This is a genomic window from Mycobacterium sp. C31M (assembly GCF_053345865.1).
The window spans coordinates 19,318-31,796 of record NZ_JBKFAX010000023.1; the positions used below are offsets into that span (position 1 = coordinate 19,318).

The 12,479-nt window shown below is 66.0% G+C and carries 10 protein-coding genes; 8 read left to right on the top strand and 2 right to left on the bottom strand.

Annotated elements, in window-relative coordinates; all coding sequences use genetic code 11:
• The first annotated feature begins 15 nt into the window (after positions 1–15).
• Positions 16–1,395, top strand: a complete 1,380-nt coding sequence (zwf, locus tag ACLBYA_RS27595) for a glucose-6-phosphate dehydrogenase (protein WP_447712664.1) — start codon at positions 16–18, stop codon at positions 1,393–1,395.
• Positions 1,388–3,205 carry a glycoside hydrolase family 15 protein gene (locus tag ACLBYA_RS27600; protein ID WP_447712665.1) on the top strand — a complete coding sequence of 606 codons (1,818 nt, stop codon included), beginning with the start codon at positions 1,388–1,390 and terminating at the stop codon, positions 3,203–3,205. Before zwf ends, ACLBYA_RS27600 begins: the two co-directional genes overlap by 8 nt.
• A 3-nt stretch (positions 3,206–3,208) precedes the next feature.
• Here ACLBYA_RS27600 and ACLBYA_RS27605 read toward each other — a convergent pair whose 3' ends face one another.
• Positions 3,209–4,204, bottom strand: coding sequence for a GGDEF domain-containing protein (locus ACLBYA_RS27605; protein ID WP_447712666.1), 996 nt, complete (start codon positions 4,202–4,204; stop codon positions 3,209–3,211).
• Positions 4,185–4,634: a hypothetical protein gene (locus tag ACLBYA_RS27610; RefSeq protein WP_447712667.1), complete on the bottom strand. Its 450-nt coding sequence runs from the start codon at positions 4,632–4,634 to the stop codon at positions 4,185–4,187. Before ACLBYA_RS27610 ends, ACLBYA_RS27605 begins: the two co-directional genes overlap by 20 nt.
• 156 nt (positions 4,635–4,790) lie before the next feature.
• On the opposite strand from ACLBYA_RS27610, the gene ACLBYA_RS27615 reads away from it, so the two are divergent.
• From ACLBYA_RS27615 to ACLBYA_RS27640, 6 genes are all read left to right on the top strand, one after another.
• The gene (locus ACLBYA_RS27615; RefSeq protein ID WP_447712668.1) at positions 4,791–6,584 is read left to right on the top strand and encodes a hypothetical protein; all 1,794 of its coding nucleotides are present in this window, start codon (positions 4,791–4,793) and stop codon (positions 6,582–6,584) included.
• Between the two features lie 211 nt (positions 6,585–6,795).
• Positions 6,796–8,445, top strand: coding sequence for an ABC transporter substrate-binding protein (locus ACLBYA_RS27620; RefSeq protein ID WP_447712669.1), 1,650 nt, complete (start codon positions 6,796–6,798; stop codon positions 8,443–8,445).
• A 2-nt stretch (positions 8,446–8,447) separates the two neighbouring features.
• On the top strand, positions 8,448–9,485 hold the full coding sequence (locus ACLBYA_RS27625) for an ABC transporter permease (protein WP_447712670.1): 1,038 nt from the start codon (positions 8,448–8,450) through the stop codon (positions 9,483–9,485).
• A gap of 1 nt (position 9,486) precedes the next feature.
• Complete coding sequence (locus ACLBYA_RS27630; protein ID WP_447712671.1) at positions 9,487–10,449, top strand: ABC transporter permease; 963 nt, start codon at positions 9,487–9,489, stop codon at positions 10,447–10,449.
• A complete protein-coding gene (locus ACLBYA_RS27635; protein WP_447712672.1) occupies positions 10,446–11,474 on the top strand; it encodes an ABC transporter ATP-binding protein in 1,029 nt (342 codons plus the stop codon). Before ACLBYA_RS27630 ends, ACLBYA_RS27635 begins: the two co-directional genes overlap by 4 nt.
• Positions 11,471–12,478, top strand: a complete 1,008-nt coding sequence (locus ACLBYA_RS27640; RefSeq protein ID WP_447712673.1) for an ABC transporter ATP-binding protein — start codon at positions 11,471–11,473, stop codon at positions 12,476–12,478. The genes ACLBYA_RS27635 and ACLBYA_RS27640 overlap by 4 nt, the downstream gene beginning before the upstream one ends.
• The last annotated feature ends 1 nt before the right edge of the window (position 12,479 follow it).

Here is a 12,479-nt window from a genome sequence, read left to right on the forward strand (position 1 = left end):
GGGCAATAAACGAGGATGCCCCGCCGCGATCTGAGCCCGCACGTCTTTGTTGTGTTCGGCGCCACGGGGGACCTGGCCCGGCGGATGCTGTTCCCCGGTTTCTACCGACTCGCAGCCGCCGGGCGACTGCCCGCCGAATACACCGTCATCGGCTCGGGTCGGCACGCACCGGACGATTTTGCCGATACCGTCGGCACAGCACTGCGTGAAGCGGTCGACGATATCGACGAGGACGCGCTGTCGGATATGTTGTCCCGCCTGAGCTTCCAGAAGTCGGATGCCGACGACGGCCGTGACCTCGCGGCGGCGGTCGACCGGGCACGCACCGATCTGGGGGCCGACACCCGGGTACTGGTCTACCTGTCGGTACCGCCCGAAGCCATGCAATCGATGATCGGCATGCTCGGCCGCGAAGGACTGACCGACGGTGCGCGCATCGTGATCGAGAAGCCGTTCGGCACCGACCTGGCGTCGTCGCGGAAACTCGACGCTGCGCTCAAGGAGGTCGCCGACGAGGAGCAGGTCTACCGCATCGACCATTTTCTCGGCAAGGAGGCGGTCCAGAACATCCTGGTGCTGCGCTTTGCCAACGGCCTGATCGAACCGTCCTGGCGCGCTGATCATCTGGAGTCGGTTCAGATCGACGTCCCCGAAGAGCTGACCATCGAGGGCCGCGGCAGCTTCTATGAATCGACCGGTTGTTTCCGAGACATGATCAGCACCCACCTGTTCCAGGTTCTCGGATTCGTCGCGATGGAACCTCCCGAACGATTCGACGAGTCGAGCCTGCGGGACGCGAAAGCCGCGGTGTTCGACGCGGTGCGGCCCCTGGATCCCGGGGACGTGGTGTTCGGCCAATATGACGGCTACCGCGACGAAGAGGACGTCGACCCCGACTCGGACACCGAAACCTTCGTGGCACTACGTACTTTCGTGGACACCGAGCGCTGGCGGGATGTGCCGTTCTACCTACGTACGGGGAAGGCGCTGGGCGATACCCGCCGCACCGTCACCTTGACCTTTCGTGACCCGACCGGGCTGTTCGCCGCCGACTCGAACACCTTGGTGCTCGAGATGACCGATGAACCCGCGATCGGGGCCCGGCTGCAGGTCAAACGCCCGGGTCCCGGTCTGGCGGTGATGCCCGTCGACCTGTCGTTCGACGTGGGGGAGTCGGTGACCGACGCCGAACCGCTGCAGGCATATGAACGGCTGCTGCTCGACGTCATCGAAGGAGACCGAACCCTGTTCACCCGCGCCGACGAGGTCGACCGGCTCTGGCAGGTATGCCAGCCGATTCTGGCGTCACCCCCGCCGGTACACAGTTACGCCAAGGGTTCCTGGGGGCCGAAAGCCGCGCGGGTACTGACCGACTGGCAGCTACCCGATGACTGAACAGCCCCTGGCCATCGCTGAACACGGCCTGATCGGTGATCTGCGGACCTGCGCTCTGGTCGGCACCGACGGAACCATCGACTGGTTCTGTGCGCCCCGCTTCGACTCGCCCAGTGTCTTCGGAGCGATCCTCGACGACCACCAAGGCGGAAGCTGGCGGCTGACACCCTGCACCGATGTCACCCGGACCCAGCAGTTCTACTATCCGGACACGGCGGTGTTGATCACCCGCTTCCTCACCGAGGACGGCGTCGTCGAGGTGCACGATTTCATGCCGGTGCTCGCACCCGAGGAATCCGAACACCGGCAACGGCTGGTTCGCCGGATCAGCGGCGTGCGCGGTTCCATGCGTCTACAGATGCGGCTCGACGCACGCCCCGACTACGCCCGCCAGTCATGCACCGCCGAGCACTCCGGGGACGGGGTCCTCATCACCGGCGACGGAGTACGGCTCGGGTTGATCGCATCGACCGATCTGGAGATCGACGATGCGGGTGAGAACAGCATCGTGACAGCCAATTTCAAGCTCAGCACCGGAGACACCGCGCTGTTTGTGCTGGAACTACTCGACGACGGTGACGCGGTCACCGCCGACTCGATGAGCCGAACCGATGCGCTGTTCGACGCCACCATCGCCTTCTGGCGGGACTGGATTGCGACCTCCGGCTACACCGGGCGCTGGCGCGAGACCGTGCACCGTTCGGCCATCACGCTCAAGCTGCTCACCCACGAGCCCAGCGGGGCGATCGTCGCGGCGCCGACCGCCAGCCTGCCCGCACCGGTGGGCGGCAGCCGCAACTGGGACTACCGGTACGTGTGGATCCGCGATGCCGGGTTCAGTATGTACGCCCTGTTGCGACTCGGATTCGTCAATGAGGCAAGTGAATTCACCCGCTGGTTGTCGGAGCGGATGGGCCAGCGCGATGGTGACGAGGACCGCCGGCTGGGGCCGCTACGTGTTCTCTACGATATCGACGGGAACCTGCCGGAAGAGCAGGAACTGAAAAACCTTTCCGGATATCGGGACTCGAGTCCGGTGCGGGTCGGCAACGCAGCCGCACACCAGCTGCAGCTCGACATCTACGGTGAGATCATCGATTCGGTCTACCTGTTCAACAAGTACGGTCCGGGCATCAGCCACGACGCGTGGAACGATGTCACTGCCATCGTCGACTGGGTCGCCGACAACTGGGACCGCCCGGATGCGGGTATGTGGGAGATCCGCGATGAGCCCAAGTGCTACACTACATCCCGGCTGATGTGTTGGGTGGCGATCGAACGTGCCATCCGCATCGCCAGGCAGCGGGGGTTGCCCGGAGATCTGGTCGCCTGGTCCACGGCGCGCGACGCGATCTACGACCGGATCATGACAAAGTCGTGGAACGCGGATCTGCAGACATTCACCCGGGTGGAAGGTGGTGACGACCTCGACGCGGGGCTGCTGCTGATGCCCATGGTGAAGTTCCTGTCGCCGGCCGACCCGCGCTTCCTCTCGACGCTGGAGGCCATCGAAAAGCATTTGGTCACAGACAGTCTGGTGTTCCGGTACGAGCCGGGCACCGACGGGCTGGACGGTGAGGAGGGCACCTTCTCCATCTGCTCCTTCTGGTATGTGGAGGCGTTGACCCGCGCGGGCCGGCTCGCCGATGCGCAACTGGCGCTGGAGAAGATGTTCACCTACGGCAACCACGTGGGCCTGTATGCCGAACAGGTCAGCGCGACCGGCGATCAGGTCGGCAACTTTCCGCAGGCCTTCACACACCTGGCGTTGATCAGCGCGGCGCTCAACTTGGATCGCGCACTGAACTGATTCTTACAGGGGCTGCACGTGGACCTTGTCGGTCGGGTGGTTCTTGGACCGGTAGAGCGCGGTGTCGGCAGCCCGCATCACCACGCGCGCCTCGACGTACCGGGTGAACGGCGCCACGCCCACCGACAGACCGATGCGGCGCACCGGATCGTCCGGGGACGCGGTCTCGGCGATGCCGGCGATTGCGGCGACCAGCCGGTGCGCCAGATCGACCACCTCGGTGATCGATCGTCGCTGCACCACCAGGCCGAATTCGTCTCCACCCCAGCGGCATACGATGTCTGCGTCGTCGGCGGTGGAGCGCAGCCGGCGGGCGATCACGACCAGCAGCTCGTCGCCGGCGATGTGACCGTTGGTGTCGTTGACCGCCTTGAAGTTGTCCAGATCGCAGTACGGCAACGCGACCACAGCGGTGTGGCCGGTGGCCAGTAAGTCGGTACGGCGGTCCAATTCGCGGAGACCGACCGCCCGCACCTGTAGGCGGGTGAGTGCATCATGTTCGGCGATATGGCGCATCTCGGTCATCGCCGCGCGCGCCGCGGTACGGTCGATCACGCTGCAGATGTAGCGGTCGCAGCCGGCCAGAGCGTCGACCCGCTGGATCGCGATGTGCACCCACCGGTTCCATTGCTGCCCGCGCGGGTGGTGCAGCCGGCATTCGTCGGCGACGACGGTACTGCGGCCGGACGGCAATTCGGCCAGGTGGGCGACGATGTGCCGCTCGTCCCCGATATCGACCAGCTCGGCCAGCGGTCGGTCGATGAGTTCCCGCAGTCGATCGTCGAGGACCGCCGTCGGTGAGGGAGACGCGCTGAACGCCGCCCGGTACAGATTGGCCGCATCGGCGGCCGCGTCGAAGGCGTGCACACGCTTGATCGCAGTACCGGCTTGCCCGGTGAAAAGCTCCAGCAGCGTGCGTTGTTCGGCATCCGGCGTCAGGCCCGACCTCGGTAGATCGACGCTGATCACGCCGAGCAGCTCACCCGGTGCCCGCCACATCGGCGCCAGCAAGGCGAACTCGGGCTGCCATGGCTCGATCAGTGGATCGTCGGATCCTGCGGGCCGGGGGCGCGTCGATGCGTTCCTGCCAGGGGTCCAGGTGCGGTACCGACTCGTCGAGGTCGGGCTCGCGCAGGAATCGGAGCTCGCCCCACGCGGTGTCGGAGTCCAAGAGGTGGAGCCAACCGTCGTGCGACATGGTGCCGCCGCGCAACTGTTCCATCTCGGGCGGGCCGACGACGATCCGGACGGCCAGGTGCCCATGGCGGGTCCGCATGTTGACCGCGACGGCATCGAACCCGATGACGTCGACCACGGCGCGCGCGATCAGCTCGAGGACGCCGTCGAGATCCTGACCGCTGCCGAGTTCCTGGACGGTCGCCATGATCCGGGTGAGCACCTCACGGCGAAGGTTCACGGTGTCCGGCACCTGACCATTGCGGCAAACCCGCAAAGTGCTGGGGACGGTGTTGGGCGATGGCCGCCCGACCGCGGTGGCCAAAACGGCCTCAGCGCGCCGCCCAGTGGCTAGCCTCATGTGACATCGGGCGTTGTCCGTGTCGGGTAAGGCGCAGGGGGGTCGACGATGCAGGGTGTCGAGCGGTGGGACGCGCGACGAAAGGCCAGCTCGCTGCGCTATGGCGCCGGCATTGTGGCCGTCTGCGCGGCGCTGGTCGTTGCACCGGTGCACGGCGTCGCGTGGGCGGATGACACCGGGTCGTCGTCGACCGCCGGCACCACCTCGTCGGATCGCAGCGACACCAAGACGTCGGAATCGACCGATGCCAAGGGCGCGGCGGGCGAACCCGAGTCGCCGGGTCGGCCCGATCGCGACAAGCCCGAGCCGGACACCTCCGAGCCCGACGATACCGAGCCCGACGACACCGAGCCCGACGACACCGAGCCCGACGACACCGACACCGATACCGCCGAGGACGCCGCCCAAGAGACTCCCGACGCAGACGATCCCGATACCGAGAGGACGGACCCGGACGACGAGAAGCCGGAGTCGAAGGGCCCGCGCAGCTCGGCGGCGACACCGGACCGCGACGAGCTGATCGTCACCCGCCCGTCCACCCGATCGGTGCACACGGTGCGCACGGCGACCGCGCCGGCGGCCGCCGGCGTCATCGACATCCCGACACCACAGCCCCAGGCTGCGGTCACCGCTGCGGCGGTGGCACCGGCGCTGACGGGCGCCGTGGGTACCGCGGCCGTCGAGGTCACCACACCCACACCGCCGAAACCGTTGGCGCCCATCGCCACAATCCTTGAACTGCCCGGCCGCATCGTCAACGCGGTCCTGCAGTTCCTCGACCTCACCTCCGCGATCGGTCCGCGCAGCCCGTTCAACATCGCGCCGATCAACGACCTGCTGTTCGCCGCATTCCGCGAACTGGAACGTCTGGTCGGTCTGCACAAGACCCCGGCCGTGCAGCCGGTACTGCCCACCATGATCTACACCGGGCCGACGGACCGCCCGACCCCGACGGTGGCGCAATTCCTCAATGCCTCGACGGCGGCGTACGGCTGGGGCACCACACCGGGTGGCATTGTCCCGTTGACCGATGCCAACGGATTTCAGCTGCAGGCCACCAATGTCTTCTCCGGAATGTCCGGCAAGGCGTGGGTGACCGAGCAGGGGCAGATCATCATCGCCTACCAGGGCACCACCGGCGGGACGAATCTGCTGGTCAACCCGCTCATCACGCTGACCCAACTGGCCGCGGACATGCAGGTGATCCTCACCGGCACCACACCGTTGGCGTTCTACGACGCGCTGCGATTCGCCCGGCGGGTGCAGGAGGAGGCCGCGCTGCAGGGCTACGCGGCCGAGGACGTCTTCGTGACGGGTCATTCGCTGGGTGGCTGGGAGGCCCAGTTCGTCTCACAACGCACCGGGTTGGCCGGGATCGGGTTCGAGGGACCCGGTTTGAACACCAAGGTGCCGGGCAACGGCGCCGATACGAACTTCGTCAACATCGTCCAGTACGGCAGTCCGGCGGCCTTTATGGCCACCGATCTGCCTGGGCTGCAACCTTTCATGCCGCCGTATGTGCCCGGCGGCGGCAGTAAGCCGCATTACGGTCCGATCGTCGTGATCGGCGACCGGGAGGCGATGAATCCGTTGGTCAACGCCTCGGCGATGTTCGGCAAGAGTCTGATCGGCAGCCTCGTCTTCGCGATCGACTTCCTGGGCAACTTCTTCCAGTACCACCTGATGGGGGTGCAGGCCTATCACCTGGACGTCGACCCGGACCCCGGCGTGGTGCCGTGGCTGGGCACCCGGCAGGGCACCGTGCACACCGGATACGGCGAACTGACCATCCAGCAGCTGCTGGCGGCAGCCTCGGATGACGGGATTCTGATCACGCCGTAGCGACGCCGGAGTGCACAGGTCGGCGGCCCAGCCGACCGGGTGACGTCAGCGCAAATTTCAGGAATGTTTCCTGTCAAAAACCTGTGAGACCAGAAAATTTACGTCTTTCGGCATGCTTTCTCACAGATTTCCGTCCAAGATGGCTACCCGAATCGCCTAAGAAGCGTAAACGTGGACGGGACTCGCCCGAGCCGCGAACCTAGGGAGCCAGATGAGCAAGCTGGGCACAGCCCTGCGCAAGACCACAGTCCTGTCCTGCCTCGCCGCCCTTGCGGTGTTCGGGGTCGCCGCCTGCGGCAGCGACGACGAGTCCGGCGGCGGGGGAGAGATCAACATCTCGATGACGTCCTTCCCGGACTACATCGACCCGCAGCTGTCCTACACCCTCGAAGGGTGGGAGGTGCTCTACAACACGTACACCCCACTGCTGACCTACAAGCACGCCAAGGGCGAAGAGGGCACCGCGGTGGTCCCCGGGCTGGCCGAGGACATGCCCGAGATCTCCGACGACGGCAAGACCTACAAGCTGAAACTGCGTTCGGGGATGAAGTACTCCGACGGCACCGATATCAAGGCCTCCGACTTCACCTACGCGATCCAGCGGCTGTTCAAGGCCGACTCGGGTGGTTCGGTGTTCTACAGCGGCATCGTCGGAGCACCTGAGTATGCGGAGGGAACGGCCGACACCATCTCCGGCATCGGCACCGACGACGCCACGGGTGACATCACCATCACCCTGGACGCCCCGAACGGCACCTTCGAGAACGTGCTGGGACTGCCGTTCGCGGCACCCGTGCCGCCGAGGACCCCGCTCTCCGATGACGCGACGAACGATCCGCCCGCATCCAGCGGCCCGTTCATGATCACCAGTGTCGAAGCGCCGCAGACCATGACGCTGGAACGCAACCCGAACTTCCAGACCGTCATCGATGCCGGGGCCACCGAGGTCGCCGACGCGAACGTCGACAAGATCATCGTGACCCAGAACAAGAGCAACACCGCCCAGGTCACCGGCGTGCAGCAGAACACCATCGACTTCATGGTCGACCCGCCGGACGCCGACCGCCTGCAGGAGGTGAAAACCCGCTTCGCGGACCGATTCCGGATGGAGGAATCGATCAACACCTACTACTTCTGGATGAACAACCAGACTGCGCCCTTCAACGATGTGCGGGTCCGCCAGGCCGTCAACTACGCCATCGACCCGGAGGCGCTCAACCGGGTATTCGGCGGACGTCTGCACCCGACCCAGCAGGTACTGCCGCCGGGCATGCCGGGTTACGAGGAGTACAAGCTCTACCCGGGGCCCGATATGGACAAGGCGAGAGCACTTCTCGCCGAGGCGAATCCGGTTGACCGTGACATCACCGTGTGGACCAACGACGAGCCCGACCGCAAGCGCATCGGTGAGTACTACCACGACGTGCTCAACCAGATGGGCTTCAACGCGACGCTCAAGGTAATTGCCGGCGACGTCTACTTCACCACCATCGGCAACCAGTCCACCCCGGACCTGGACACCGGTTTCGGCAACTGGTTCCAGGACTTCCCGCACCCGGACGACTTCTTCCGGCCGCTGCTCAACAGCGATGCCATCCTGCCGACCAACGGAAACAACTTCTCCCGGGCGTCCTACCCGGACCTCGACGCCAGGATGGACGAACTGCTGAGCAGGCAGCTCACCGAGGGTGACACCGAGGCGCAGTATGCGGCACTGGACAAGGCCTACATGGAGCGGGCGGCGTGGGCGCCGTACGGCAACGAGCAGTTCACCACGTTCGTCTCGGACCGTATCGACTTCGACAAGGCCTATCACCATCTCCTGTTCAACCAGGACTGGTCGGCGTTGGCGCTGAAGTAGGTATGTCCACCCCGTCCGATGCCGTCGAAGCACCCGGGGAACCCGTTCTGCCGGTGGGTGTCCCCGCAGCCCGGATCCGCGGACGCAGTCCGTGGTACCTGGCCTGGCTTCGGCTGCAGCGCAACAAGGTCAGCCTCGCCTTCGGCGCGCTGTTCGTCCTGATCGTGCTGTTCTGCCTATCCGCCCCGCTGTGGGCCGACCACGTGGCGCACACCGGGCCCAACGAAAACCACATCACCGACACCGTGCTCATCGACGGGCAGCAGGTCGACGTCGTCTCACCCGACGGCACCCCGATCGGGCCGGGCCTGCACGGCCGGTATCTGCTGGGCGCCGATCAGAACGGCCGAGATGTCATGGTGCGCCTCATGTACGGCGGCCGGACGTCCATCTACATCGGGGTGGCGGCCGCCGCCATCACCACGGTGCTCGCCGTGGTGATCGCGCTGCTCTGCGGCTACTACCGCGGCTGGGTGGACGCCACCCTGTCCCGGGTGATGGATGTGGTGTGGGCGTTCCCGGTGCTGCTGCTGGGCATCGCGCTGGGAACCGCACTTGCCCTGGGCGGGTTGAAGATCGGCGCTCTTCAGGTGGCCGGTGACTCGTTGTGGATCCCGATCATGATCATCGGGCTGGTCTACGTGCCGTACATGGCCCGACCCATCCGCGGTGAGATCCTGGCGCTGCGGGAGAAGGAGTTCATCGAGGCGGCGGTGGCGCAGGGCAAGGGCCCGGTACGCATCATGGTCGGCGAGCTGCTGCCCAACGTGGTCTCGACCATCATCGTGTTCTTCACCCTCAACATCGCCAACAACATGCTGCTGGAATCGGCGCTGTCGTTCCTGGGTGCCGGGGTGCGGGCACCGAATGCCTCCTGGGGCACCATGATCGCCGACGGCTACCAGACGATCTACACCGCGCCGCACCTGACCATCGTCCCCGGCCTTATGATCGTGCTGACGGTGTTGTCGCTCAACGTGTTCGGTGACGGCCTGCGGGACGCCCTGGATCCGCGCGCCAAGATCCGGTTGGAGCACTGACATGGTGCGTTTTGTGGTCCGACGGCTGGCCGGCATGGTCGGGGTGTTGTTCGCGATATCGGTGCTGGTGTTCCTGATCTTCAACGTCATCCCCAACTCCGATCCGGCGGCCCGTATCGCGGGGAAGAACGCCGACCCGGAGCTGATCGCCCGGGTGAGCGCCGATCTGGGGCTCGATCAGCCGCTGTATGTGCAGTACCTGACCATGATGAAACAGATCTTCACCGGTCAGTTGACGTCGTATGCCAGCTCGCAGAACGTCGTCGAGCAGATTTGGAAGGGCCTGCCTGCCACGCTGTCGCTGTGTATCGGCGCCGCGATCCTCTGGATGGCGCTGGCGATCTGGTTCGGATACCTCAGCGCCGTGCACGCCGGCAAGTTCACCGACCGGGCCCTGACCATCCTGTCGCTGGTCGGCATCTCGATGCCGGTGTTCTGGCTGGCCGCGATCCTGTTGTACTACTTGAGCTTCAAGGCCGAACTGTTCCCGACGAGCAGTTATGTACCGCTGACCAAGGATCCACTGGAGTGGGCCTATCACCTGATCCTGCCGTGGCTGACGCTGGCGGTGCTCTACGTCGGGTTCTACAGCCGGGTGCTGCGCTCCAACATGCTCGACGTGATGAACGACGATCACGTGCGCACCGCCCGGGCCAAGGGCATCAGCGAACGGCAGGTGCGGATCAAACATGTGCTGCGCAATTCGATGATCCCGATCGTCACGTTGTTCGGGCTCGACTTCGGTGCCGTCGTGGGTGGTGGGGCGATCCTCACCGAGACGGTGTTCAACCTCAACGGTGTCGGTCTGTATGCGGGCCAGGCGATCGGCTCGCTGGACCTGCCCCCGTTGATAGGGGTGACGATGTTCGGTGCGTTCTTCATCGTGCTGTTCAACACTCTGGTCGACATCGCATACGCATTCCTGGATCCTCGGATCCGGCTGGGAGAGGCGGCACCGGTATGAGTCCCTTGCTCGAAGTCGACAATCTGCGGGTCAGTTTCGCCACCGAGGACGGTGTGGTGAACGCCGTCGACGGGGTGTCGTTCTCCCTGGCCGCCGGGGAGGTGCTCGCCATCGTCGGCGAGTCCGGATCCGGCAAGAGCGTGACCGCGCAGACCGTGATCGGGCTGACCCGCGCCCCGAACACCACGATCGGCGGTGCGGTGCGCTTCGGCGGCCGGGACCTGACCGACCTGACCGACCGCGAATTACAAAGCGTGCGAGGCGAACACATCGCGATGGTGTTCCAGGATCCGATGACCTCGCTGAACCCGGTGTACCGGGTGGGTGATCAGATCGTCGAGATGATTCGCGCCCACCGGGACGTCTCCCGCGGCGAGGCCCGCGACCGGGCGGTCGAGTTGCTGCGCACCGTCGGCATCCCCAACCCGGAACGGCGCGTGCGTGATTACCCGCACGAGTTCTCCGGCGGGATGCGCCAGCGGGTGATGATCGCCATGGCGTTGGCGCTGGAACCGGAGGTGCTGATCGCCGACGAACCCACCACCGCGTTGGATGTCACCATCCAGGCCCAGATCCTGCGGCTGCTGGCCGATCTGAACGCCGAACGTGATCTCGCGGTGGTACTGATCACCCATGATCTCGGTGTGGTCGCTGAGGTTGCCGACCGGGTGCTGGTCATGTACGGCGGCCAGGTCGTCGAGGACGCCGGCGTCGACGCGATCTTCTACGATCCCCAACATCCCTACACCTGGGGGCTTTTCGGTTCGCTGACCCCGCTGGATGCGCCGCAGCATTCGCGGCTGCCGCAGATCGGGGGCGCCCCGCCGTCGCTGCTGGCGCTGCCGCCCGGGTGCCGCTTCGCGCCGCGGTGCCCGCATGTGTTCGAGAACTGCACGCAGCTGCCGCCGTTGGAGACCCGCGCCGCGGTCGGGCACCTGGACCGGTGCTGGCTGGACCCGGTGCAGAAGATGGCCCTGCGTGAGGTGGACGGCCGGATCGGGCTGCGGAAGCCGGTGGCACTGTGAGCGCCGGAGAGCCACTGCTGCAGGTGGCCGATCTGGTCAAGCATTTCCCCATCAAGGCGGGCGCGATCATCGAGCGGGAGGTGGCGCGGGTCCGCGCGGTGGACGGGGTCAGCCTGACCCTGCACGAGGGCGAGACGCTGGGACTGGTCGGCGAATCCGGTTGCGGCAAGTCGACCTTGTGTCGGCTGATCCTGCAGCTGATGGCGCCGACCTCCGGATCGGTCCTCTTCCAGGGCCAGGAACTGGTGGGCCGGTCGCGGCGGGATCTGCGCCCTATCCGTCGCCACATCCAGATGGTGTTCCAGGACCCGTACGCGTCGCTCAACCCGCGCAAGCGGATCGGGCAGATCATCGGCGATGCCATCGAGTTGCACGGCCTGGCCGACGGTGGCGGGGTGAAGCGTCAGGTGCAGGATCTGCTCGACCGGGTGGGCCTGCAGCCCGAGCACTACAACCGCTTCCCGCACGAGTTCTCCGGCGGGCAGCGTCAGCGCGTCGGTATCGCCCGCGCCCTGGCGTTGCGGCCCAAGCTGATCATCGCCGACGAGCCGGTCTCGGCGCTGGATGTCTCGGTGCAGGCGCAGATCATCAACCTGTTCGAGGACCTGCAGGACGAATTCGGGTTGTCCTACCTGTTCGTCGCGCACGATCTCGGGGTGGTCCGGCACGTCTCGGACCGGGTCGCGGTGATGTACCTGGGCAAGATCGTCGAAACCGGGACGGCAAACGAGCTGTACGGCAAACCGTTTCATCCGTATTCCGGTGCCCTGCTGTCCGCGGTCCCGATCCCCGACCCGCGGCGTAACGCCGCCCGCGAGCGGGTGATCCTGGAGGGCGATGTGCCCAGCCCCATCGACCCGCCCTCGGGATGCCGGTTCCGGACCCGGTGCCGGTTTGCCACCGAGATCTGCGCGGCCGAGGAACCGGACATGATCGACCGGGAACCCGCGCACGGCGCGGCCTGCCACCACCCCCGCAATCTGGAGGCGGTGGCGGCCGGCTGAT

Bases quoted from the DNA above. Each gene is read 5' to 3' on its own strand.
- zwf (WP_447712664.1), top strand. From the start codon at position 16: ATGCCCCGCCGCGATCTGAGCCCGCACGTCTTTGTTGTGTTCGGCGCC.
- ACLBYA_RS27600 (WP_447712665.1), top strand. From the start codon at position 1,388: ATGACTGAACAGCCCCTGGCCATCGCTGAACACGGCCTGATCGGTGAT.
- ACLBYA_RS27605 (WP_447712666.1), bottom strand. From the start codon at position 4,204: ATGTGGCGGGCACCGGGTGAGCTGCTCGGCGTGATCAGCGTCGATCTA.
- ACLBYA_RS27615 (WP_447712668.1), top strand. From the start codon at position 4,791: ATGCAGGGTGTCGAGCGGTGGGACGCGCGACGAAAGGCCAGCTCGCTG.
- ACLBYA_RS27620 (WP_447712669.1), top strand. From the start codon at position 6,796: ATGAGCAAGCTGGGCACAGCCCTGCGCAAGACCACAGTCCTGTCCTGC.
- ACLBYA_RS27625 (WP_447712670.1), top strand. From the start codon at position 8,448: ATGTCCACCCCGTCCGATGCCGTCGAAGCACCCGGGGAACCCGTTCTG.
- ACLBYA_RS27630 (WP_447712671.1), top strand. From the start codon at position 9,487: ATGGTGCGTTTTGTGGTCCGACGGCTGGCCGGCATGGTCGGGGTGTTG.
- ACLBYA_RS27635 (WP_447712672.1), top strand. From the start codon at position 10,446: ATGAGTCCCTTGCTCGAAGTCGACAATCTGCGGGTCAGTTTCGCCACC.